The 24448-nt window shown below is 36.9% G+C and carries 21 protein-coding genes and 1 tRNA gene; 13 read left to right on the plus strand and 9 right to left on the minus strand.

The genetic code is table 11. From position 1 onward, the window contains the following. Positions 1–10: 10 nt before the first annotated feature. Together DKM50_07270 and DKM50_07275 are read right to left on the minus strand one after the other, a co-directional pair. Complete coding sequence (locus tag DKM50_07270; GenBank protein ID PZM79970.1) at positions 11–946, minus strand: hypothetical protein; 936 nt, start codon at positions 944–946, stop codon at positions 11–13. Further along, positions 946–3429 (minus strand): homocysteine methyltransferase, encoded by a 2484-nt coding sequence (locus DKM50_07275; protein PZM79971.1) that lies wholly within the window; start codon positions 3427–3429, stop codon positions 946–948. Before DKM50_07275 ends, DKM50_07270 begins: the two co-directional genes overlap by 1 nt. 290 nt (positions 3430–3719) lie before the next feature. On the opposite strand from DKM50_07275, the gene DKM50_07280 reads away from it, so the two are divergent. From DKM50_07280 to DKM50_07305, 6 genes are all read left to right on the plus strand, one after another. Beyond that, complete coding sequence (locus DKM50_07280; GenBank protein ID PZM79972.1) at positions 3720–4082, plus strand: hypothetical protein; 363 nt, start codon at positions 3720–3722, stop codon at positions 4080–4082. A gap of 12 nt (positions 4083–4094) precedes the next feature. Beyond that, positions 4095–4436 carry a hypothetical protein gene (locus DKM50_07285; protein PZM79973.1) on the plus strand — a complete coding sequence of 114 codons (342 nt, stop codon included), beginning with the start codon at positions 4095–4097 and terminating at the stop codon, positions 4434–4436. After that, complete coding sequence (locus tag DKM50_07290) at positions 4423–4611, plus strand: hypothetical protein (protein PZM79974.1); 189 nt, start codon at positions 4423–4425, stop codon at positions 4609–4611. Before DKM50_07285 ends, DKM50_07290 begins: the two co-directional genes overlap by 14 nt. 293 nt (positions 4612–4904) lie before the next feature. Then, positions 4905–7625, plus strand: a complete 2721-nt coding sequence (locus DKM50_07295; GenBank protein ID PZM79975.1) for a hypothetical protein — start codon at positions 4905–4907, stop codon at positions 7623–7625. A 56-nt stretch (positions 7626–7681) separates the two neighbouring features. Beyond that, complete coding sequence (locus tag DKM50_07300) at positions 7682–8068, plus strand: hypothetical protein (GenBank protein PZM79976.1); 387 nt, start codon at positions 7682–7684, stop codon at positions 8066–8068. Between the two features lie 101 nt (positions 8069–8169). After that, complete coding sequence (locus DKM50_07305; GenBank protein ID PZM79977.1) at positions 8170–8757, plus strand: hypothetical protein; 588 nt, start codon at positions 8170–8172, stop codon at positions 8755–8757. Between the two features lie 574 nt (positions 8758–9331). On the opposite strand, the gene DKM50_07310 is transcribed toward DKM50_07305, so the two are convergent. Further along, entirely contained in the window at positions 9332–9577 is a 246-nt protein-coding gene (locus DKM50_07310) for a hypothetical protein (GenBank protein ID PZM80030.1), read from the minus strand. 391 nt (positions 9578–9968) lie between these two features. Between DKM50_07310 and DKM50_07315 the strand changes: the two genes are divergently transcribed. Continuing rightward, positions 9969–11744, plus strand: coding sequence for a hypothetical protein (locus DKM50_07315; GenBank protein PZM79978.1), 1776 nt, complete (start codon positions 9969–9971; stop codon positions 11742–11744). Here the strand turns inward: DKM50_07315 and DKM50_07320 are convergent. Genes DKM50_07320 through DKM50_07330 form a run of 3 tightly spaced genes read right to left on the minus strand, consistent with a single transcriptional unit; the run spans position 11733 to position 14796 of the window. Then, positions 11733–12236, minus strand: a complete 504-nt coding sequence (locus DKM50_07320; protein PZM79979.1) for a hypothetical protein — start codon at positions 12234–12236, stop codon at positions 11733–11735. The genes DKM50_07315 and DKM50_07320 overlap by 12 nt on opposite strands. Continuing rightward, positions 12237–12617 (minus strand): two-component system response regulator, encoded by a 381-nt coding sequence (locus tag DKM50_07325; protein ID PZM79980.1) that lies wholly within the window; start codon positions 12615–12617, stop codon positions 12237–12239. 34 nt (positions 12618–12651) lie between these two features. Beyond that, a complete protein-coding gene (locus DKM50_07330) occupies positions 12652–14796 on the minus strand; it encodes a hypothetical protein (GenBank protein PZM79981.1) in 2145 nt (714 codons plus the stop codon). Positions 14797–15075: 279 nt separating this feature from the next. On the opposite strand from DKM50_07330, the gene hrcA reads away from it, so the two are divergent. The 4 genes from hrcA (at position 15076) to dnaJ (ending at position 19924) form a co-directional block, all read left to right on the plus strand. Further along, complete coding sequence (gene hrcA, locus DKM50_07335) at positions 15076–16113, plus strand: heat-inducible transcription repressor HrcA (GenBank protein ID PZM79982.1); 1038 nt, start codon at positions 15076–15078, stop codon at positions 16111–16113. Between the two features lie 12 nt (positions 16114–16125). Continuing rightward, a complete protein-coding gene (locus DKM50_07340) occupies positions 16126–16761 on the plus strand; it encodes a nucleotide exchange factor GrpE (protein PZM79983.1) in 636 nt (211 codons plus the stop codon). Between the two features lie 18 nt (positions 16762–16779). Next, positions 16780–18687: a molecular chaperone DnaK gene (locus DKM50_07345; GenBank protein PZM79984.1), complete on the plus strand. Its 1908-nt coding sequence runs from the start codon at positions 16780–16782 to the stop codon at positions 18685–18687. Positions 18688–18769: 82 nt separating this feature from the next. Then, complete coding sequence (gene dnaJ / locus DKM50_07350) at positions 18770–19924, plus strand: molecular chaperone DnaJ (protein PZM79985.1); 1155 nt, start codon at positions 18770–18772, stop codon at positions 19922–19924. Here dnaJ and DKM50_07355 read toward each other — a convergent pair. From DKM50_07355 to DKM50_07365, 3 genes are all read right to left on the minus strand, one after another. Next, positions 19921–20535, minus strand: a complete 615-nt coding sequence (locus DKM50_07355; protein PZM79986.1) for a hypothetical protein — start codon at positions 20533–20535, stop codon at positions 19921–19923. The genes dnaJ and DKM50_07355 overlap by 4 nt on opposite strands. A gap of 20 nt (positions 20536–20555) precedes the next feature. Beyond that, positions 20556–22286: a hypothetical protein gene (locus DKM50_07360; GenBank protein PZM79987.1), complete on the minus strand. Its 1731-nt coding sequence runs from the start codon at positions 22284–22286 to the stop codon at positions 20556–20558. 179 nt (positions 22287–22465) lie between these two features. Further along, positions 22466–22936 (minus strand): hypothetical protein, encoded by a 471-nt coding sequence (locus tag DKM50_07365; GenBank protein PZM79988.1) that lies wholly within the window; start codon positions 22934–22936, stop codon positions 22466–22468. A gap of 173 nt (positions 22937–23109) precedes the next feature. Here DKM50_07365 and DKM50_07370 point away from each other — a divergent pair. Both DKM50_07370 and DKM50_07375 read left to right on the plus strand, forming a co-directional pair. Further along, positions 23110–23185 (plus strand) — tRNA-Lys (locus DKM50_07370). 67 nt (positions 23186–23252) lie between these two features. Continuing rightward, positions 23253–24416 (plus strand): hypothetical protein, encoded by a 1164-nt coding sequence (locus DKM50_07375; GenBank protein PZM79989.1) that lies wholly within the window; start codon positions 23253–23255, stop codon positions 24414–24416. Positions 24417–24448 lie beyond the last annotated feature (32 nt).

Consider the following 24448-nt stretch of genomic DNA (forward strand, 5'->3'; position numbering starts at 1 on the left):
TGTGAGAAAATTAATTATATTTGATAATATCTTTAACAAGCAATCTGGGAATGCTTTCCAAATATTCTTTTACCTGAAGGCTCATCTCTAATGATTGAAAGATATGATATCCCACCTTCTTACTTTTTTTGGCCTCTTTTGGCTCTCCTTTAAAAAGAATAACGTCATCGAAAACAAATAGCTGAAAGTTGAACCCAGTGCCAGCCATATCGAGCCATACCGGTATCTTCCTTGAAGAAAGCGCTTGAGCTTCTTCCAGATTTTTCTCATTTTTTGTAAATAAATTCAAAATTGAATATGAACTCACAGAGTTCTGATCAAAAAGAATCTTCACAGGAACATTATTTATTTGTTTATTTTTTAACAGATTGTAGAATTTTTCTTTATCCTTCTTATTAAGGAAATCCCCGTTATTTAATGCAATTACGATAGAACTTGTTGATTTAGCGGCCCCCGCGGTTAAATACTTAACGAAATACCTTTCATCAACAGAAGATAATAAATCCTGTTTTTTGAAAAGAAAACTAAGGGCATGACCGTCGAGAAAATCTTGCTTGGTCCATGAATGACTCCCAATGATGATCTCACCATCAACGCAGATTTTTGTTTGCTGGAATTGTCCAAGGCATGAAACAATCTTGATTCCTGAACTACTAAGTTTCTTGGAGATATCTTGAGGCAGTGGGGCTTCGATAGCTACCTGAACCCCTCTTTGCGCAGCCCTAGCCAGAGCGGTTAATACCTTCAAGACCGGATCAGACTTATTATTTTTATCTACCGATAATGCCGACACAGTTACACCGACCTTTGTCGTAGATTGCTCGATTGCTTTAAGTAGGGCAGGATAATAAGATTGGTCAGCAAGCATCGTTATTGCATGTACCTGTGTAAATGATAGAATAAAAAAAATTACCGAAAGAGATCCAACGATTGTGTGTATTTTCATTATATTATTTCTACTAATCCTTTAGCAGTATCGACGGCTTCAATCGCATCACTCGAATAGTATGCGCCGATTTTATCGGCATATGATTGAGTGACTACCGCACCTCCGATCATGACTTTAGCGCGTAATCCACCCTCAAGGCACTTCTTTATTACAATTTCCATTTCCGGCATAGTCGTTGTTAACAAAGAACTCAAACAAATCAACTCTGCGTTATGTTCTTTCGCAGAAGCAATAATATCATCGCATTCGACATTCTTCCCCAGATCAATTACCTTAAATCCATTATTTTCAAGCATCATCGCGACAATATTTTTACCAATATCATGGATATCACCTTTGACGGTAGCAATAATAGCGGTGCCTTTATAGATAACAGCGTCTGTTTTCATAAACGACTTTAGATAAGCAAAAGCTTTTTTCATCGTCTCTGCACTAGCCATAACCTGGGGCAGAAATACTCTCTGGGCTTTAAAATTAGCACCGACATACTCCATACCACCAAGCAATCCTTTTTCCATTATTTCCTGCGGAGTAAAGTCTTTTTTAGCTTTTTCCACCATATCAATAATCGAATTGCTGTCGCCTTCGATAACTATCCTGGCAATATCGAACATAACCGGATATTCACGGAGTTTCCGGAGCTTTTGTTCCTCGATATTGTTAGAATCATTATTTTTATCCTTTGGCACGCCGGAGATAGTCTCCTCCGCAACAAGAAACGTCTCATGGTTGGCTATGTAGTTGGCACAAATCCGATCTCTATTTGTGATAACAGATGACGCGGCAATTAATGACCTGACAAAATGGTCCATGGGGTTAGCGATAATAGCATCCAACCCAGCTCCCAATGCCATCGCCATAAAGGTATGATTGATAAGCTTCCTTCGAGGAAGCCCATGGGATATATTGCTGATTCCCAGCGAGGTCTTAACCCCCAGTTCATTTTTTACCGTGGTTAACGCCTTGATCGTCTCCATGGCGTCCTGCTGGTTCGAACTGGCGGCAAGCACCAACGTATCGATGAAGATATCGTTTTTATTAATGCCATATTCCTGTGCTCGCTCAACAATCTTTCGAGCAATTCTTACTCGGTCTTCCGCTTTAGTGGGAATACCCTTCTCATCTAGCGTTAAACCAATAATGGCAGCACCGTATTTCTTCGCTAACGGCAATACCGTTGTCAGGCTCTTTTCTTCACCGTTGACGGAATTAATAAGCGCTTTCCCAGGATACACGCGAAGTCCTTTTTCCAGAACGAGATAGTTTGCGCTATCAAGGCATAAGGGAACATCAAAGTGCTTCGTAAGCATGAGTACTACCTGCTGCATTGCTTCAGCCTCGTTAATACCGGGATATCCGACATTTACGTCGAGTAAGTCAGGAGCATTCTCAAGTTGTGCTTTTGCTTCTTTATAATAGAGCTCGGTTTTTTGAGATAAAAGATCCTCCGAAAGATATTTTTTGGCAGTCGGGTTAAGCCTTTCACCAATAATAACGGGCAAGTGCTGATCAGATATCACTATTTTTTTGTTTCTTGAGGTGAGGACAGTCAGGTTCTTTATGGGTCCTTTTTTCTCAGTTCGATCAAAAAGCTTCGTAGCACTGATGACCTTTTTTACCTCAGAAATATGTTCCGGCGTGGTCCCGCAACACCCCCCAAGGATTGAAACACCAAAAGATACGAACGTCTCACTATAAGAAGAAAACTTCACAGGATCGAGATTGTAAACAGTCTTGTTGTCGATCATTTCCGGTAATCCGGCATTTGGCATCACAGATAGGATAGTGTTAAAGCCATTTTCTTCTTTTGCCTGATTATAAAGCTTGATTACCTGTACCATGCCATCCGGTCCCATACCGCAATTAGTACCGATAACCTCAACTCCCATAGCAGCCAAGGTTACGAATACGAGATAGGGGTCAGAGCCGGTCATAGTATAGAGATTCTGATCATAGGTAACGCTACAGATAATCGGTAAGGTTGTATTGTCTCGTACTGCCAAAACTGCAGCTTTAAGTTCCGCTAAATCCCCCATTGTCTCAATAGAAACGATATCGGCACCGCCATCCGCAAAAGCTCTTGCCTGGACAGAAAAACTCTCATAAACTTCTTCAAAACTGGTCGGTCCAACAGGTTCAAGTAACCTGCCACAAGGTCCTAATGAAGCTGCGACATAGTGATCAATACCGGCAGCTTCCCTTGCCAATACGACTGCAGACTTATTTAACTCATAAGCTCTATCGGACAACCCATAGTTTTTCAACTTAAGCGGAGACCCGCCAAAGGTATTTGTCTCGATAATATCTGCCCCGGCATCTAGATAAGCCTTGTGAACTTTTTTGATAATATCAGGATGCGTGACATTCGCCGATTCAAAGCATGACCCCGAAGGAATGCCTGATTGAAGCAGCAACGTACCCATCGCTCCGTCAATTACCAGTAGGTTATTTTTTAATACATCAAGTATAGGTTTTCTCATTTTGATTCCTTTTTACTTCAATTAATAGAGCACCTGCAGCTTTGCTGCCATTGCATTATTATTTTTTCCCGGGTAGCAGGAATTTAAAATGTTAATCATCGCGACAATACGCGTTAATATAAATGATAGCTGAAAATTCACTGCTGAAAATGAAACGCGCAGCCCCCGAATATAATTACCATAATTATTACAAATATACTTTATAATTTTAGGTTTAACAACTATTTTGTCTGGGAATAATGTTACTATACAATAAGAGCGTAAACATTAATGAAAAAGGGAGAAATACCGTGCTAGGCAATCAATTAACACAATCTTACTACAATTCAGGTTATTTTCCTCCATCACCAGAAGAAAACAAGGAAAAAAACTTTAAACATAAAAAATCTAAAATCATTCAATTTGCTGATCCCAATAAAACACTCCCTGACGGAAGCAAAGTTGTTTATGCAGAAAACGATGAAAAAATAACTCTCTATAAAAAAATCCCAGCCCAGCCAGGATTAGTTTACGTTTATTTACGCCATACTGGTGAGATTTATGTAAATGGCAAAAAGGGAGATATGGAAGATCAACGAAAAATGTTACAAATAGGAAAATATCTTCTTGATAATGGCAGAGAATCTGATATGGTAACAATCACTCTAAGCTAGGAGACCCTGAAAATGTCACTTGAAGGAATTCAACAGCACTCGAATCAGCAATACGGCAATAATAACCTAAAAAAGGTATCAATCCCGAAAGAGCTTAAAATCCCCGGGACAGTTAGTGAGGTCCAAAAAGGTGGGCTCATAGCATTAGTAGCTACCGGATTAGCTGAAATCAAAAAAGACCTGGAGAAAAAACTCGACAACGCCAAGAAAAAGATCTCTTCAGAAGTACTCTCCATGCTTGGAATAGAAGGAGCCGAATCAGGAGAAGAACCCGGAGGGCTCGAGACAGTTAAAAGAGGCCTGCGAGAAGTCTGGAAAAACTTGCAAATGAAATTGAACAATGATGATAGATAATCCTAACCCTATTACAAATTTTAAGCCTGAAGAAAATAATACCAGCATCATAATTTCTGCTAACGGTATAGATGTTGAAATTGAAAGAGAAATCATTGAAGTTTTAGGGATTGATCCACGATTGATGAATATAGAAATCCACAGGATGAAAAAGGAAGAGATAAATATAATGTAGGAATGACAGCATCTGCAAATTGCTGCATCACGATTTTTCCGATATTTGATTTTTATCCAAGCATAATCTAGAATTAAATAAATATCTGGAAGATTTTACCCCATATTTATTTGAATAGCTAATTACAGTTTTTATACTGCTATTAAGGAGGAAGAACTATTTCTAATCTTGAGATAGACACGAGTAATGTAACTATAGCCAATAAGTTAAAGGCAAATGCTTCTATAGATAACTTAGAGATTTTATCAGAAATTTTTAGTAGAATTAATAATTTGCCTGAAAAAGATCTTATCGTGCAGATAGTTGGCGGACTAATTAATGAAAACACCTCTCTTCAACAGCGGATCGAGCAGGAAAAAATAAAGCTCCAGCAAAGAAATCACGAATTATCAGTCCTTTATAATGTCAGCGCGGCCTTAAGTTATTATCTCAGCTATCAAGAGATTGCCAGCTTAATTATGAATTCGCTCTATAGTATTTTAACCTATGATTTCTGTTCTATTCTTTTGCATGATATTTCTGAAAACAAAGTTATCTACCTTAAGTCCTCACCCTATTTACACAAATCTTTTATAGACAACGTGATATCCAATGTCTACAAGACAGCCGAAACCTTCTTCCAACAAAAAATAGATTATAATAATATCACAGTTAATTCTGAGCAGATCTCCATTGACGAAGCCTACGCAATTGACGATATCTCTCAGAACATCAGGTCATTTATTAATATCCCGCTCTCATTTAAAGGTGAAATCATTGGAATAACTAGTCTATGCAGTGTTCATGAAAAAGCTTTTTCAAGAGAAAAAATCGCTTTTGCCTATACTATTGCAAACCAGATGGCCACGGTGCTTGGAAGGCTCAGCCAATTAGTTGAAAGTGAAAAAAAGAGAATCAGCCATCTTATCGAGCACCTGGAAGATGCGATCATCATTTTAGACACCAACCAGCAACCTCTCACTCTCAACAAACAAGCGCGTGCTCTTTTCGGCTTTAAAAATAAAAGCGGGTTTAAGAAAATAGCTAAAATTCTACAAAAGATAAAAATATCCCATCTGGTAAAAGAAGCGCTACAGAACAATACTAAAATTTCGGGGCAGGAAATTAGTATTCAAAAAAACCAGGAAATCTTGATCTTTTTGGTCAATATCGACCCGGTCTATTCATCTGGGACGAACTTCTTCTCCGGGATTGCGATTTCACTCAAAAACATATCCTATTTAAAGAAAATCGAAAAAGAAAAGTCGGAGAAAATAGCGATTATCAATAAAGCGCGGGAACTTATTAACTCCATCGCCAATCAAGAAAAATTATTCTCAATTTTAGGTGATTACATTTTAAATGTCGCAAACGCCGATATGGGAGCACTTTACCTTCTTGAGAAAAAAATTCTTTGTACAAAGTCATCATGGGTACTCCCGACGAAGTCAAAATCACGATATATTTCTGAATTCGAAGCAAATTTCCCTGAATCCATTGAATTCATAACAATGGCAACCGGAGATAATCTGCTCAAAAAAACAATTCAGGCCAGGCGTACCCTTATCTTTAAAAATATCCCGTTAAAAAAGAATTTCCTCTTGGAAAAAGCCACAAAAAACTCACAGGAAGTAGATATAGTCCTTAAGGAACTCATATCAGTTCCACTCCTCTCAAAGGAACGAGTAATTGGAATCCTTACTGTCATAAGAAAAGACAAGCCCGAGATCCAGGAGCTTTCAAAAGATGATATCGAAACATTGGAAACAATCGCCTCACTTTCGGCTTCAGCAATTGAAAATGCCTATCTCTACCAAAAAACCCTTAATGAACAGAAAATACAACAAGAATTAAAACTTGCCCACGAAATACAAAAAAGAATACTCCCGAAAAAGCTACCAAAAAGTACTAATTTTGAATATGGAGGGATTAGCATCCCGGCCCGTGGGATAGGTGGAGACTATTATGATTTTTTTCAAGTTAACAAAAATGATAATAATCATATCGGAATAGCCATTATTGACGTTATCGGAAAAGGGATTCCGGCAGCCCTTATCACAATTATGATCAAATCTATTATCCAAATAAATGTAAAGGGCTTTCAAAACACCAAAGAGGTTATAAAAAACATTAATATAGCAGTTTTAAATGAGCCTGCTATAACAAAATTCGTACCGATGTTCTACTGTATTATTAATGACTCCATGAGAGAACTTCGGTATACCAATGCCGGTCATGAAGTACCACTCCTGTTTGTTGCAAAAACTGATGAATTCTTAAAGCTTGATACCGAAGGGTTTCCTGTGGGAGGCCTTGAAGACATTGATTATGAACAAAAAAGCCTGATTTTAGCACCGGGAGACATCTTATCTATATACACTGATGGTATAGTTGAAGCTAGAAGCCCTGAAGGAGAAAATTTTGGGGAAGACCGACTCCAAAAATACATACGAAAATACAAACATTTACCTTCAAATAAAATCGTCGATAAAATATATACGAGCCTAATTAATTTTGTTAAAGATGCTCCGCAGCATGATGACATCACGCTCGTCATTATAAAAGCAAAAGACCTCGATGGAATATCGGTCAGACATCAAGATAAAGTTTTATGGGAAAAACAACTTCATATCTCAAGCGCAACTAAGAATGTTAAATTGGTGCGAGAGGCTGTCGAAGAAGCAAGCAAAATTATGGGATTTAATACATCGGCAATTTATGATATAAAACTAGCAGTAAATGAAGCACATGCAAATATTATCAAACATGCCTACGGAAATGATCCAGACCAAAATATAATATTTAAAGTTACCGTATTTGTTGACCGGGTCGAATATTATTTTCAAGATTTCGGGAAAACATATGGAGAACTAGCAATAAAACAAACCCGTAGCCTTGACGACTTTCAAGGGAATGGACTCGGTGTGTTCTTGATAAAATCGACAATGGACGATGTTACATATAAAATCGATCCAGGGAAGGGAACAGAACTAATAATGATAAAATATTCCGAACAGCTTGAAAATAATGTATAAACCATTATAAAATATGAAAAGGTAATGCTAATTAAATCTAGAGAAGGAGTTTCACCATGGAAATTAAGCAAAGAACGAAAAATAACGTAATTATCTTAGATATTGGATACGAGCTTACAAAAAATGATGAAGGACAAGAAACTGTAACAGGATTTACCGAGCTTGATATTGACAATCATTTTATCTTTTTAGAAGCCATCGATGCTCTTCTCGATTCAGGACAAAATAATATCATTGTTAATTTAAGCAATGTATCCTATATAGACAGCTCAGGATTGGGCTCAATATTTGACGGCTACAGAAAAACCATTGCAAAAAATGGCAATTTAAAGTTATCAAATACCAATAAAGACGTAAAACGTGTTCTTGAAATTACAAAAATTTCTAAAAAGATTGATATTTTCGACACTGAAGATGAAGCGCTACAAAGCTTTCATTCATAAATGCTAAGGTGCTAAGCTAACATCTATCGCAAATCCGTATTATAAAAAATACTCTATGAGTATTTTTTATAATCTTTTTGTTTATAACTGAACTGAGAATTATGGAAAGTGATCACTTACACAATATTGTAAAAGTTCTTGAGGGTAATGATATTACAAAAATATCAGAAGCCCTTACGTTCATTATTTTTTCTAATCCGGCAATAGACAGCAAGCTATTACTTAACCTTCTTAATCACTCTCTCCCGGAAATCTCACTGGGAGCGTTTCAAGCACTCGGATCTTATAACGGGATTTTTAATGAGCAGATTATCGAGGAACTTAAAGAAAATGATGACCAAATCAAGCAGGCAATGCTTATAGCAGCACTTTCGGTCCAGCCTACCGAGGCAAGTATTGCTTATTTTGTTGAATGCCTATCAGCCCAAGATGAAGTATTGCAATCGGTGGCCCTAGAAATACTCACAAATTATCAGGAGTTAAGTCTCATACCTTTATTAACCAAAACCTTAACAGCCACGGAACATGAGCTCATTGCGATTAAAACAGTTTTTGAAAAAATCGGCACAACAAAAGTATTCGAGCTCCTTAAGCAAACTCCTTTTGAGGCTATTCTTGAAAATTTGAAAAAAATATATTCGGAAGATGAACTCAAGCAGCTTTCCGTTTCTTCTATCAACCCTCTTTAATATAAAAAGTTGTTCGCCATTTTTCCCGTCGCTACAATCTGATGACACCGGATAATTTACCGGAATACGCAGAGACCTCATTCGCACTTCTCACCGCATCGCTATTTACCTCAACAATAGCCCTTGCGCACCCAACAAGCCCAAACCTGCCGCCTGGCGCTTTTGAGCCATAGCAGCCGAAATCGAGCCTCTGCGACGAACGCATTTACGTCAATCATTTAAAACAGAGCGATTGGAATTCACAAAGATAATTCTTTTAAAATTCTCACTGAGAATACTTTGAGGATAGTTACTATATTTCTTTCGATATAATTTATTAATATTTATTCAAAAAAGTATCTTTTAGGATAGAATAGTGCGGGAAGGAAATATTTCAGCAATAATAAAAATTATAAAAGGGACTATACATTAACAGTACAGTCCCTCATTATAATTACCATATGATATTTATAATGCCTTAGAATATAACAAATCTGAGTTATGTTAGTTTAAAAAGAGAAGGAGGAAGATGTACTAATAAACTAACAATTCTATTTAGAATTATTGTTATAATTCTAAAGGCTATTTTCAAATATTATTTAGCTGCTGGAGCTTCTGCTGCTGGAGCTTCTGCCGCTGGGGCTTCTGCTGCTGGAGCTGCTTGCTCAGCTGGTGTAGCTACTTCTTCTGTTGCTGGAGCTGCGGTAGCTGGTGCTACTGCTTCCTGTTGATTTTCTTGTGGTGTTTCTGTTGCTTCTTGGTTGCTCTTTTGACCACATCCTGCAATACATAGAATACTAAGAGCTGCTATTGTTAACATTAAACTAATCTTTTTTACCATTGTATTATTTTCCTCCTCATTTATATTTGATATTTGCATATCTTTTCTTCCTCCTTTTTGGGCCTTTCTTTTTTTTAGAGTTCCCTGTGCATATAATAATAATATTTTGCCTATTTTGTCTATACACTGCGTTATTTAACTTAAATATGATTTTTTTATTGCAGCTATAGCTTTTTTTGACATTAAAAACAAGCAACAGGAAAAAGATATATATTTTTTTCTATAAAATTTTTCATTTATATTTGATATTTTTTTAAAAAAAACCGACACTTTCTTATTTTTCTAACTTACCGACAGTCAACATAACGATAATTTTAAATGTTTAACCTGCGATATTTAATGGGTAAAAAAAACAGGGAAGACAAATTAATTCCCTTAGGTATTTTTACTTATGATACTTTCAAAGCTATTTCTGATCCTTTCACTCCTCACTCTAGTGTGTAGCTATGCGTTAGCTGCCGATGACATCCTCAAAACCAGTTGGGAACATTATAAAAGTTACAAGATTGAACCTGATGGAAGGCCATTAGCAGACCTCGACAGGGAAGATATCGCTAATGGAAGCAAAGATTCCTATTTAACTTTTTCAGAAACTGTCTCATACGTACTATTCCGCTCAGTTTGGGTCAATGACAAAGAAACTTTCGATAAAACCTGGAAATGGGCGTATCATAACCTCATGAGAAAAAACATTAAGACATTCAATTGGCAAACAAAACAGTGGACAGAACTTCCAATAGAAAAGCAAGATAATCTCTTTGCCTGGAGATGGACAAAAAACGTAAATCAATCAGGACGAGACGGAGTCATTTACTATACCTGGCAAAAAAACAATCTTGAAAAGCAATGGAGGTCCGGGTATGACGTTGCTCCTGATGGCGATGAATTAATAGCAGGGTCCCTCATTTTTGCTCATAATCGATGGGGTTCAGAAAAAGGCGAACTCAACTACCTTTCCAATGCAAAAAATATTTTACATGATCTCTGGAACAAATGCGTTCTAAAAATCACGCCAGGCGAAATTGATGGATTTGACAATCCTCTTACCGTAGGCGCTTGGTTCTCATATTCATCGGATGGGTTATCAGTAAAAAAGAAACTCGTTAACGGAATAAGCACCGGACATGGTCTCTATGCGGGATCTTTCGGCGCAACCTATATGGGGATAGGAAAAGTCCTGGGCAATTCAAACTTATCGGAAACAGAAGGCCTGTCTTTTTATGCAAAGGGCACTGACGCAGTTAGAATTATTATTGAAGATACTAACGGATTAAAAGCAAGTATAGTAAAAAATCTATGGGAAGAGGATTGGGAAAATATTGTTTTTTCATTCAGCGAGATGGATTCCCCTCGCGAATTTAATTGGGAAGGCGTTAAAAACATAATGTTTCAACCAGAAGGAGACGAATTTTATATCGACAATATAATTCTTTATGGCGGAAAAATTATTGGAAAGCCAAGGATACACCTTGTTTCAAACGATCATGGACAGCCATGGATCAATATATCCTATTATATGCCCTTTCTCTATGAGATATTTGCAGGCGTCGACACTGCAAGACCATGGAAAGAACTTATAGAATCAACGTATTATGATATTAATCGAGGTTCGACTGCTAAATTAAAAAATCAAAAAGGTGAATTGGTTATTGGAAATAACACCCTTGTTCCTGACTGGTTCATGTACTCGCTCACTGGAGAAGTTATTGACCTCCCCTGGGCACAAGATAATAAGATTGATGATTACCTTTGCAGCTGGGACGCTTTTAGAATCTGGTTTTTTATTTCGCTTCATAGTTCCTGGTACGAAACCTCACTACCGGAAAATATCTTAAAGAATAAAACCTATGAATTCTTTAAGACTGAACTTAATAAAAATGGGTTTATTCGAGGCGGCTACTATTTATCTGGGAAATCAGGAGATATAAGAGGACTTAACTACGAATACCCCGGAATAAATGGGGCCTATCTGGCTTTCTTTCATGCAGCAGGAGATACTGTAAATGCAAAAAAAATATTTAATAGAATGCAAAACCGATATAATGCTGCTGGATATTGGGATAAAGACCCTTATGATTATTACAGTCAAAACTGGGCATGGTTAGGGTTAGCTTTTTATAAAGACAGAGGGAAAGAATTATTTAATTTTTTACCGCTAAGAAGATAATGCGATATTAATAACTATCCGGCCAACTTTCGTATCAATAGGAATATGCAATATCTTTGTAATTTTTTCTGGTGCTGAAAAGGAGGAGGCAGTAATTATTTCGGGCGTAGAAATATCAAAACAGATTCCGCTTTCTCGCAGGTATGAAATTGCCTTTCCGGCAATCATATTGGCCATTTCTTTGATTGTAGCCGTCACCATTCCATTATATAAATTCAATACCGTACTATTCATTATTTCGGAAACCTTTATCGAAGTTTCTTCTTTCATATCAAAAATAAACAATCCTTCCAAATCACCAAAAAAGTTTATTATTATAAGCTGCTCACCGAGAAAACTGTATTCTTTTTTTATTGAAAGTTCACCTTGTTTAATTTCGGATGATGGAAGTAACTGCCGCAGGACTGATAATGCCCCGGTAACAAAAGGATTGATTATGTCGGCTTTCATATTGTTTACAATATCCCTTCTAACGAATTTAATTACACCCAATTAATATCTTTTGTTGAGTACATACTTAATTACGTCCTTAACGATAGAGGGCGTGAACGGTTTAACAATAAAATGCTTTGCACCCAAAAGGATTGCTTTTTTTACCTCATCTTTATTTCCTAAAGCACTAATCATAATAACTTTTGCTTTCGGATTTATCTTCAAAAGTTCTTGCAAAGTGACTATTCCATCTTGTTTCGGCATCGAAATATCAAGAGTCACAAGATCAACATTATCAGCTATATTTTTATATTTCTCAATAGCATCCATTCCATCAGTTGCCTTATCTATAACTTCGCAACCAATTGTCTCCAGATTCTTTATCAACAAATTAATCATAAATTCCGAATCATCAACAATAAACACCTTTGCAAGGACCATATTAAATTCTCCTACTCAGTTTTTTTACGTTCGCTCAATATCTTACGTTTTTATTATAATTACTCATATTAATAATGTTGTTGATTTCAGCTGTTCTTCTAATAATTGTTGCTACATCGATGATAAGTGCGATGGTGCCATCGCCTAATATTGCAGCACCTGAAATACCGGCACTCTCGGTGAGTTCACTGGTCAATGATTTAATGACGATTTCCTGTTCCCCCATGCAAGCGTCAACAACAAGCCCAACATGCTGTTCAGCGATGTTGATTATCGCGACATCGGCAAGCTCTATTTCTTTATAAGGCAAATCCGGATTAAAGTAATTATTTAATCGAATAAGAGGAATTACTAGATCACGCAAAGCAATCATCTCATTTCCATTGACCATTTTAATACTATTTGTAGAAATTTCAATTATCTCTGTAACCGAAGATAAAGGGACGGCAAAAACCCCGTTATTGATCTTTACAAGTAATGTCGGAATAATAGCTAAAGTTAAGGGAAGTTTAATCAGAAATGTGGTGCCTTTATTAATTTCTGAAATAATTTTGATTGTTCCATTGAGTTTTTCGATATTCCTCTTAACAATATCCATTCCAACCCCACGGCCGGACAAATCATTAACCTGCGTCGAAGTAGAAAATCCCGGCTGAAGAATTAAATACAAGATCTCTTGCTCAAGCATTTTCTGGGCTTCTGCCTTATTAATCATACCTAGTTCAATGGCTTTTTGTTTAACTAAATCCAGATCAATCCCGCGGCCATCATCAGAAATCTTTATGACAATTTGATTTCCTTCGTGGCAAGCATCTAACCGAAGCGTCCCGTTTTCCGGCTTCCCAAGTGCACTTCGTTCACTATATGTCTCGATACCATGATCGACACAATTCCTCACGATATGCATGATCGGGTCCCGGATTTCTTCTATAACCCGTTTATCCAGCTCGGTTTCCTGTCCGGTTATTTCCAGATTGATCTTTTTATCCAATTTCCTGGAAATGTCACGGACTAATCTAGGAAATTTGTTGAATATCTGGTTTATTTTTATCATCCGAAGCTGCATTATTCCTTCTTGCAGATCGTTGGTTATTTTCTTTAACTGCGTTACTGTTTCATTGAGGTGAGAGACAAAACTCAAATTGCTATGTGTTTTTTTTATTCCGGTAACTACCTGTGAGAATCGAGATCGATTAATAAGCAGCTCTCCAACTAAATTTAATAAGTTATCAACCCGTTGAGAATCTACTTTTAAGGTAGAAGTAACACTCCCTAAAATTGCCGGATCCAGTTCATTTATATTCGGTTTTTCTTGAGGAGGCATAAGCACAGGGCTAACCTGGGGAAGATTGTTCTTTGTTTTTTCAGTTTTAAAAACATTTTTTAAAGCGTCCAGATTTATCGCCAAAATGTTTAATGACTTACATTCCGGTATTTTCAAGGATTTCAAAAGCTCGTTTTTCTTTGCATCAGAGGCAAGGACAAAGGTGATCCTGGTGCCGTCATAATCCTCTGAAAGCTCCACCGGCGGGTCGGACCAGATAATAGTTCCAAAGCCACCTAACTTTGTAAACAGCATAAAAACAATAAGTGAATTCATTGGAATATCTTCTTTTAGTTGAATACATCCGCCAAAAACATCAATGTTCTCATTTAATTTTCGTTGTATTTTCTTAAGAATATTTTCAGGCAAGTTAGAAATCAGGGTATCTATAGTAAGAGAATTAATAGCCGTGGCAGCAGTTTTCTCCTTTACATTTTTTTGATTAGAATTTTCGATCTTTTTAACCGGAGTAACAGAAATAATGTTCTCAAGCTTTTCTAGAATGTCATCAATCTTAATTGCATTAAAATCATTTGAATTAATCTTTGCCAGATAACTTTTTAAAAAATCCGAGGTTGTAAAAAAAACATCGATAATGTTTGGGGTGACCTGCAGTTTATCATTTCTAATATAATGAAAAATATCTTCCATGGCGTGCGTTAATTGAGTAAAGTTCTCAAACCCCATGGCTGCTGAACCACCCTTCAGTGTATGGGTAGCCCTGAAAATGTTATTAATACACTCTTTATTGCCTGGGTCTTTTTCAAGCTCAAGCAACGAGTTATTAAGTATTTCTATTTTTTCTTCAGCTTCATTGATAAACTCATCTAACAAAGCCTTTCTATAGTCTTCCAAAGATAACCTCCGATAATAAAACTTAAAGTATTATTTTGATCTTTTATGTTAATTTTAACTGATTTACATTTCATTTTCAATTATTTGGGTAAAGAGATTATTCCTGACGACAAAAAAACAGCCGATAAATTGCAAAAAAAACTGGCAGAATTAGTGGCTACAATCAAATAAGTTACTTGACATGCCTATTCGAGAATGGTATTCTTTACCATTGATTAGCACTCGCATGCGTCGAGTGCCAGCTCAATAAGATTGTAAACTAGAAATATACGATAGCATATGGATAAAAGAAAAAATTCTATTTTGCAAGCTGTTATAAATAGCTACATTGATTCTGGCAACGCCATAAGCTCGAGTAAACTGGCGCAAGATTATGGCTTTCATGTAAGCCCGGCCACTATTCGCAGTGAACTTGCCCTATTGGAAACAGAGGGTTATCTAACTCATCCCCATACCTCTTCAGGCAGAGTCCCAACGGATAAAGGATACAGATTTTACGTTGATAATTATGTCAAAAGTCACTTAACACCAAATGACACCAGAACAGAAGTCATTAAAACTTATAAGGACCTGTTTAATGATATAAGCTTGATCCTTGAGCAGACAGCATATATTCTCGCTGAGCTCACCAACTGTTTCTGCTTTATTTCTATGCCTGATATGAGGCATAGTATAATAAAAATGATCAAAGTAATACTCCTTAATGTTCATCAGATACTTGTTGTCATATTAATGGACACCGGCATAAGCAAAGATTTTCTCATCAACGGCTCCGAGAAAATTGATGATGCCGATTTAGACCAGATATCGAACTTACTTCACAAAACATTCCTGGATAAAAGTTTTGCCGAGCTAGAAAATCTTGAACTTAAAAAAATGCTCGGAGAACTTCCTGGACATAAGAAATTACTGGAAAAAACATTCCAGGTCATTAAAAATGCAGGTGCATATCTTAAGGAAAGACCCACGATTTTCAAAAAAGGCGCATCAAATCTCATGATCTACAATCATGACTTCTCCTGCATTGAAGATCTAAGGGGGATTGTTGAGGTTATCGAACAGGAAAAAACTCTTGCCAATCTAATTTTCGAAAAAAATACCACAGCTGATGAGGTAAACTTTACTATAGGCTCCGAAAATAACGAAAATAGATTAAGGAGTTGCACTATGGCGCAAGTTAGTTATACTGTGAACGATAATGAAGGTGATGTTGTAGTAATTGGACCTCGGAGATTGAAATATATGAATATATCAACTGTACTCCATGCCGTATCAAAAAATCTTGATACGATAATTAATGAACAAATAACGAATTAGAGGGGGGGAAAGATGAATCCAACAGGTGAAAACAACCAAGAAAATGAGAACACGTCGGAATCCAATGAAAAGGAAAAAGTAATAATCCATGAAAATCCGGGAGAGAATGTCGCTATGACATCAGAACCTGAACTTAAGGAAAAACCCGAAGAAGTTAACAAAATAATTGAGGAAATGCCCGAGCTGACAAAAGAGAAAGAAGTTGAAGAAAAAAACAAAGTAATAGAGGAACAAAAAGATAAATATTTACGGCTACTCGCAGAATTTGATAATTTCAAAAAAAGAAAAGAAGAAGAAAAAATAAATCTACTTAAATCAGCGAATGAAAAGCTACTCAAGGAATTCCTTACAGTGCTTGATAGTTTTGATCAAGCTTTTTTGAATATCGATGAAAAGACAAAAAATGAAAGCGTTACAAAAGGACTTGAATTAATCCACAAACAAGTGGAAAATTTCATCACCAAACACCATATTGAGCCAATAGAAGCGGTAGGAACAAAGTTTGATCCGCACGTTCATAATGCAGTAATGGAAGAAGACTCAGATAAGTATGAGCCGGGAGTTGTCACTAAAGAATTGCAAAAAGGATATTTGTTTCACGGTAAAGTATTAAGGCCTACCATGGCTATAGTTTCCAAAGAAAAATAAAATAAGGGGGTTACAATAATGGGAAAAGTAATAGGTATAGATTTAGGAACAACAAATTCGTGCGTAGCTGTTATGGAGGGTGGCGAAGCAACTGTCATCACTAATGCAGAAGGAGGAAGAACGACACCTTCAATTGTTGCCTTTACCAAAACAGGAGAAAGGTTAGTTGGACAAGTTGCTAAAAGACAGGCAGTTACCAACCCCCACAATACGATATTTTCTATTAAGCGTTTTATGGGGCGTAAAGAAAACGAAGTAAGAGAAGAAGAGAAAATTGTCCCGTACAAAATTGTTAATGGCAAGAATGGAGACGCAGTTGTCGATATTCAGGGAAAACATTATGCTCCTCCTGAAATATCAGCAATGATCCTCCAGAAAATGAAATCAGACGCTGAAGCCTACTTAGGAGAAAAAGTAACCCAGGCAGTTATCACTGTCCCGGCATATTTCAATGACAGCCAACGACAAGCAACCAAAGATGCCGGAAGGATAGCAGGACTCGAAGTTCTAAGAATTATTAACGAACCGACAGCGGCCGCATTAGCATATGGAATAGACAAAAAGAAAAAGGAAGAAAAAATTGCTGTCTATGACTTCGGCGGCGGTACCTTTGACATCTCTATCCTAGAATTGGGAGAAGGTGTATTCGAAGTTCTTTCAACCAATGGCGATACCCACCTGGGCGGAGATAACATTGATTCTAAAATTATTGAGTGGCTAGTTACTGAGTTTAAAAAAGAGCAGGGAATCGACCTCTCAAAGGACACAATGGCACTCCAACGATTAAAAGAAGCTTCCGAAAAAGCAAAAATCGAACTTTCTTCAACACAGCAGACAGAAATCAACTTACCGTTCATTACAGCAGACAGCAGCGGACCGAAACATCTTAATTATAATCTCACGAGAGCTAAGTTTAATCAGATGATCGAAGATTTCGTAAGACGCTCGATCGAGCCCTGCAAAATCGCAATTAAGGATGCCGGACTATCAGTGAATGAAATCGATGAAGTAATTCTCGTGGGAGGCACAACAAGAATTCCTTATATCCAGGAAAAAGTGAAAGAAGTGTTTGGCAAAGAACCAAACAAAAGCGTTAACCCAGATGAAGTTGTTGCCTTAGGAGCCGCAATTCAAGCCGGAGTTCTTGCCGGAGATGTAAAAGATGTCGTACTTCTTGACGTCACACCGCTTTCACTAGGAATAGAGACTCTTGGCGGTGTTTTTACAAAACTGCTCGAGAAAAACACGACGATACCAACAAAGAAAAGCCAGGTATTCTCGACTGCGGCAGACGGACAGACTTCAGTCGATATTCACGTTCTTCAAGGTGAAAGAGCCATGGCTGGTGACAATAGAACGCTTGGAAGATTCCAGTTGACTTCCATCCCGCCAGCACCAAGAGGAATTCCGCAGATAGAGGTTACTTTCGATATCGACGCAAACGGGATTGTTCACGTTTCTGCAAAAGATAAGGGAACAGGAAAAGAACAGAAAATAACCATAACTGCATCTTCAGGATTAAATGACACTGAAATAGAAAAGATGAGGCAAGATGCCGAATCACATGAAGATGAAGACAAGAAAAGAAAAGAACTGATTGAGGCACGTAATGAAGCCGATTCACTCATATACTCTGCTGAAAAAACAATAAAAGACCTCGGAGACAAAGTTGATACAGCGACAAAAGATTCTATCAACGGTGATATTAGTGAACTTAGAAAAGCTATGGATTCCGATGATAAAGACAAAATTAAAGCTGGAATAGAAAAACTGCAGCAAGAGATATATAACGTCTCGTCAAAAATGTATGAACAACAAGGGCAAGAAGGCCCGCAACAAGGCACTGGAGAAGAAACAGAACAGCAACAGAAAGCAGATGACGATAATGTTGTCGACGCAGAAGTCGTCGATGATGATAAAAAATAAACTCTAAATTTGATAGCAAGCGGTTGCCAGTCTGATATACACCACTGGCACCCGTTATTTATCAGAAAAGAATGAGGTAATAATGGCAAAGACTGATTATTACGAAGTACTGGGTATCCCAAAAGATGCATCAGAAAGTGATATAAAAAAAGCTTACCGGAAATTAGCCCGGCAATTCCATCCTGATGTCAATAAAAGCCCAGATTCCAGCCACAAATTCAAAGAAATCAATGAGGCCTACGAAACACTAGCTGACCCGAAAAAAAGATCTCAATATGACCAATACGGTCACGTTGACGAGTCGGCGGGACAAGGGTTCGGGGGCGGTTATGGTGGGTTCGAAGGATTTGGCGGATTCGAAGATATTTTTGAGTCATTTTTTGGAGGTACTTCTGCTAGAAGAACAAGGAGAGAGACCGGACCTCGCAGAGGCGATGATCTTCGTTACGACTTATCAATAACACTCGAAGAGGCAGCAACAGGAATCGAAAGAGAAATCGACATCTTCAATTATCAAACCTGCGCAACCTGCGCCGGATCAGGTGCTCGTCCGGGAACGAAACAAGCTACCTGCCCTACCTGCGGCGGCTCAGGCGAAGTTCAGCAAGTACAAAGAACTATTCTCGGAAGTTTTACGCAGGTAACAACCTGCCCGAACTGCGGTGGAAAGGGGAAAGTAATTTCCAATCCCTGCGCTACATGTGGAGGTTCTGGGCGCGAAAAGAAAAAACAGACAGTTAAGGTCAGGATCCCAGCGGGAGTCGATACAGGAGCAAAATTGCGGGTAAGCGGAGCCGGAAATACCGGTGCAAACGGAGGACCTCCGGGAGACCTGTATATTTTTATCTCGGTGAAAACTCATCCGGTATTTGCCCGTGAGGGTGATGATATCAGTACTTCAGTAAAAATCTCCTTTGCACAAGCTGCGTTAGGCGATGAAATTGAAGTCCCAACTTTAAGTGGTCCGGTTGGACTTAAAGTCCCGCCTGGAACCCAATCCCACACTACATTCAGGATAAAAGGAAAAGGCATCCCCCATTTACATGCCCGAGGCATCGGGGATGAACATGTGCTCGTTAAAATTGTTACACCAACATACCTTAATCAAGAAGAAAGTGATATCATGGAATATTTTGCCCATTTGCAAGGGGTTAACTTAAAAAAACAAAAGAACACCAAATTATTTGAAAAAATCAAAAAAGCGTTAAAAGACCAATTTGGGGTTGCAATATTTTAATTGCTGCTTATGTTACCGGAAGATGGGACACCCTGGCTCTTTAGAGGAATACTTGAATTCTTATTTGTCGTCAAATAAGAGGTAATAAATATTTCAGAATAAAACTTTTGGCTATCTTTCCTGGTAATTGTTATGCTATCAATCGTGCTTGATAGAAGAAAAGACTGCAAGTTACTATAAAAGTTCATTAGCCCGCTCAGCGTTCCTTCGCATGAAACAAAGAGATCTTTTGTTACATATTTTTTTTGTACAATTTCTTTTCCGGGACGTATATTATTTATTTTAATATTATCCAGCGATTTCGTTGTGAGATTACTCAAGACAATAGGGAAATCATTTTTGTTCAGTAACAACGCTCGTTCACTTGAGAGGACTGACTTTAACTCCTGCTCGGAATGTTTGAGGTTCTGGTCTAAGAACCTATACGATTTAATATTCATTTCCTGTTCGAATTGCGTTTTTTTTAACTCATTTAATTTGCCAATACTACCATAGAAAACTATATTTCGCAGGGTATAGAATACTATAATGCCTATAATTATTACAAAAAATACTTTTTGCCATAAAGGTGCATCACTAAGATCTTTTAACACATTGCTTTCTATGTTCATATATAAAGCCTCAACCAATCCTACATAACTTTTATTAATAGCTCGAACTCAAATAAACTGTCTTTCTGAGTTATATATACAATATCCGCACTCCGTACCGAGGGATTCTTTTGAATGTCTTTTATAAATTGAGCAAAATTATTTCCATCTTTCGACTCACCGATAATATGAGTTTCTTTCTTATCCTTATTAAATTCGATGCGCACGAAAGTAATTCGATTATTTCCTTGATATTCTACTAAATAGTTAGCAAACTCACTAAACACATTTTTTTTGTGCAAAAACAGAAACATCTTTGCCTCGTCACGAATCTCATTAATTGTATTCGTGTTATTAATAGCTTCATCAGCTTTTTTACTCAATAAAGCTAATTGTTGTTGATTCTTCTGAACCATATTATTCATTCTATGAATATTAGCCTGCAAGAATGCATAATACCCACCGACCATAACAGCAAAAACCACAGGGCCAAAAAGCAGCGATTTTTTAAGATTAAAACGATTGACATAGCTTGAAAGGGGTCGGGAAAAAACAACGAACCGCACTAAGTATCGATACAGCACAACCAAAAATCGGGTATTATTATTTTTGCTGAGTATTTTGTAATATGATTTTGAAGGAGAGCTCGGTTTTCTTTCATAATTTTCAGCCTCCTCTTTTAATAAATTAATAAGGTTTTTATCTGATAATAACTTGTTAAAACCTAAAACATTTACTGCCTGCAAATAGCTATGCGTTGTATCGATAGCTTCTGCTATTGAGTCATTAATGCCTGTAGCGATAATTTTATCTCTGTCACAAGGAAACAAATCCGTAGCAATCCCTATTTTATGCTCAAAATATTTATCAATATTATTAAGGAAAGCATTTCCTCCAAACAAATAGATCTTTTCAATACTGTTCCCCTGCTCGTTATTAATGTAATATCCCAATGTCCGCTTAATATCAGTGATAAGCGTATCTAAAACGTGCTCAACAACTTCCACCGGATCTTTTTTGCCAAGCTTATAGGAATAATTCCCGCTTAAAGCATTGAAATTAATTTCGTTTTTTAGTTTTCTGGCTTCAGTTAATTGTACCTGATAATAATCCTGGATTTCTTTTATGAGTAAATCGCTGCCGATAGCTATTGAACGGGAAAAAGAAACCTCCCCGTTACGAATAAAAATAAGGTCACTTTTTGAGGCGCCAAAATCGATACACAAGATACTTTTGTCTGATACATCATTGATTTGATTATAGAGAGCCGCAACACAAAGAGGTGCCACAGTTATGATAGAAGGAATTAATCCCATTTCCGCGATAATATATTGATATTTTTCAATCAAATATTTGGGCACAGCGGCTATCATTACCCTGTAATTAACATTATTGGTACCCTCTTTTTCATTAAGAATTACGTAGCTTAGTTCAATCTCATTTAGCGCAAAGGGAAAATTATTCTGGACATAGCTATTGATCTGAAACTCAAGTCTCTCGCTATTTTCAGTTTTTAATGTAGTTATCTTAATGAATATATTTTTTGAAGAGATACAGATGAAGGCTGTCTTTGTCTCAATTGTGTTCTCAAGCAAATATGCCTTAATTCTTTTAGAAGTTTCAAGGCTTTTTCTTTTTTCATTGGTAAACTGATTATCTTTAAAGAATTCTATATTCTGTATTTTGTTATCGATATGTAAGAGCTTGATGACCTCTTCACCTATATCAAAAATCAAATACTCTTTTTCAATAGGTACCATATTACACTCCATATTACCTAAAGGACTCTTGCTCAAGAAGATACATTGAAATTCTACAAACTATCATACCCAATTAGGTAAAGATAATGGGAGGAAAATTTGCTACTATACTTAGATTTTAAAAACTTTACTGTTAGGGCAACCAAAATTCTTGAATAAAAAGAATTAGGACTCACTATTTTGCCCTAGTGCTAATTACCGATTAGGGCATTTGTTCTGATAATATCATCTTTATCAGCTGAAATTTTGATTTTACCCTCTTCGTTGAGCCACTGCCAATCTTTAACATTGTTGATGCCATTTGACCAAACCACATAATAATCTATACCATTAACATCTTTAAGTATGGTGTAACTATATAGTTTGTTGTTATTGAATGGATCCTTTAAATATTGGCTGATAATCCTAAAATATTTTTGATTAATCAGTGAATCCTGATAAGCCATCGGTGTTGTGCCGGCGCCATCCGGAGGATAGCTATGTCCATTATGGCGATAATACGATTCCACCGCAGCCTGTAAAGTATTCAATTCTTGCTCAGCTTTGGTAAGATTACCTTCCTGTTGCATCCCCCTAAAAGAAGGAATAACAATCGCAACCAAAATACCAATAACGGTTAATACAATCAATAACTCAATCAACGTAAAACCTTTTCTATTCATACCGGGACTCCTTCATAACAATAATAAGATAAGATGAAGACTTTTCATTATATTATTTTAGCATGGCAAAAAATATTTGCCAAATAAACACTTATAATTATTTTTAATTGTTTATACGATTATTCCTTTACAAACTAGCCAAAACAGATATAATAATAAAGCATAACGCAAGGGCGCCGTTAGCTCAGTTGGTAGAGCAATTGACTCTTAATCAATGGGTCGTAAGTTCGATCCTTACACGGCGCACCACTTTTTCCTCTTCATCATGCGAAAATAAAGCCACTTCTGAGTCGATTTCCTTCCAGACACTCAGAAAATGATGGTTAATGTTCGTGTTTTTCGATATTGCTTTTACTATTCAGCGAACAGTATTATAATGGGTTCTTATATGAAACCTGAAAATTTAGCTATCTGCGTTGATCGATATCTGCCAAATTCTGAGACATTCATCTTTGACAGGATTCGTTCGTTTAAGCACTTTAATCCTGTGGTCATTTGCAGAAAAGATGATTACGCCGCTCAATTTCAATGGCCTTATATTTTTTCCTATCTACGTAGAAAAAATAAATACAATACATACAAGAAATATGTCACTAGTCTTATTCAAGAGAACAGAATATCGTTACTCCAGGTACATCATTCAGTAAATGCCTTTCCGCTAATCCGTGTCGCAAAGAAAACAAGAGTACCGCTTATTACCTTTTTTCATGGTACGGATATATATTTTTTCAGAGGCATCTTTTTCAGATTACGGTTAAAGAACCTGTTTCATCAGGGAGATTATTTTGTCGTTAATTCTGATGATATGAAAAAGAATATAATCAAGATGGGTTGCAATCCAAGTAAGATATTTACGAATACCGCCGGCATTGACAGCAATAAATTTATACCAAAGGATTGGTCAGCCTCGATAAGTGCTACGTTCCGGATGGTTATGGTTGGCCGTTTCATTGAAGTAAAAGGGTTGCTATATGGAATAAAAGCTTTTAAAATATTTTTTGATAAACATAAAACAGGATCCCTTACAATAATAGGTGATGGGGAACTCCGAAAAGAATATGAAAAAGAAGCGGAGGGTTATCCGATTGTGTTTATGGGAATGCAGCCTCATCAGATAGTCGCAGAAGAAATCAGGAAATCGGACCTCGTCTTAATCCCAAGTGTTTTCACAAAAAAGGGAATTCCTGATAGCTGCAACAATGTAGTAAAAGAAGCAATGGCTTGCGCGGTCCCTGTTATTGCGTCCAGAATTGCAGCAATCCCGGAAATGGTAGTAAATAAGGAAACAGGACTTCTCTTTGAAGAGAAAAACCATACGGAACTAGCTCTGCATATAGAATTCTTTTTTAAGAATCAGCCTAAGTTATCAGAATTTGGAAAAAAAAGCTACGAGAGATTTATAAAGAATTATACCCTTGATGCCCAGATGAAAAGGCTTGAGGAATTGTACGTTAAGATTATTAGGCAGTATAGAATATAATAGCATCTCTGGTTTTGTTTATTCTAAGTAGC

The sequence above is a fragment of the Candidatus Margulisiibacteriota bacterium genome (assembly GCA_003242895.1).
GTDB lineage: Bacteria > Margulisbacteria > Riflemargulisbacteria > GWF2-39-127 > GWF2-39-127 > GWF2-39-127.

Bases quoted from the DNA above. Each gene is read 5' to 3' on its own strand.
- DKM50_07270 (PZM79970.1), bottom strand. From the start codon at position 946: ATGAAAATACACACAATCGTTGGATCTCTTTCGGTAATTTTTTTTATT.
- DKM50_07275 (PZM79971.1), bottom strand. From the start codon at position 3,429: ATGAGAAAACCTATACTTGATGTATTAAAAAATAACCTACTGGTAATT.
- DKM50_07285 (PZM79973.1), top strand. From the start codon at position 4,095: ATGTCACTTGAAGGAATTCAACAGCACTCGAATCAGCAATACGGCAAT.
- DKM50_07290 (PZM79974.1), top strand. From the start codon at position 4,423: ATGATGATAGATAATCCTAACCCTATTACAAATTTTAAGCCTGAAGAA.
- DKM50_07300 (PZM79976.1), top strand. From the start codon at position 7,682: ATGGAAATTAAGCAAAGAACGAAAAATAACGTAATTATCTTAGATATT.
- DKM50_07305 (PZM79977.1), top strand. From the start codon at position 8,170: ATGGAAAGTGATCACTTACACAATATTGTAAAAGTTCTTGAGGGTAAT.
- DKM50_07310 (PZM80030.1), bottom strand. From the start codon at position 9,577: ATGGTAAAAAAGATTAGTTTAATGTTAACAATAGCAGCTCTTAGTATT.
- DKM50_07315 (PZM79978.1), top strand. From the start codon at position 9,969: ATGATACTTTCAAAGCTATTTCTGATCCTTTCACTCCTCACTCTAGTG.
- DKM50_07325 (PZM79980.1), bottom strand. From the start codon at position 12,617: ATGGTCCTTGCAAAGGTGTTTATTGTTGATGATTCGGAATTTATGATT.
- hrcA (PZM79982.1), top strand. From the start codon at position 15,076: ATGGATAAAAGAAAAAATTCTATTTTGCAAGCTGTTATAAATAGCTAC.
- DKM50_07340 (PZM79983.1), top strand. From the start codon at position 16,126: ATGAATCCAACAGGTGAAAACAACCAAGAAAATGAGAACACGTCGGAA.
- DKM50_07345 (PZM79984.1), top strand. From the start codon at position 16,780: ATGGGAAAAGTAATAGGTATAGATTTAGGAACAACAAATTCGTGCGTA.
- dnaJ (PZM79985.1), top strand. From the start codon at position 18,770: ATGGCAAAGACTGATTATTACGAAGTACTGGGTATCCCAAAAGATGCA.
- DKM50_07355 (PZM79986.1), bottom strand. From the start codon at position 20,535: ATGAACATAGAAAGCAATGTGTTAAAAGATCTTAGTGATGCACCTTTA.
- DKM50_07360 (PZM79987.1), bottom strand. From the start codon at position 22,286: ATGGAGTGTAATATGGTACCTATTGAAAAAGAGTATTTGATTTTTGAT.
- DKM50_07365 (PZM79988.1), bottom strand. From the start codon at position 22,936: ATGAATAGAAAAGGTTTTACGTTGATTGAGTTATTGATTGTATTAACC.
- DKM50_07375 (PZM79989.1), top strand. From the start codon at position 23,253: ATGATGGTTAATGTTCGTGTTTTTCGATATTGCTTTTACTATTCAGCG.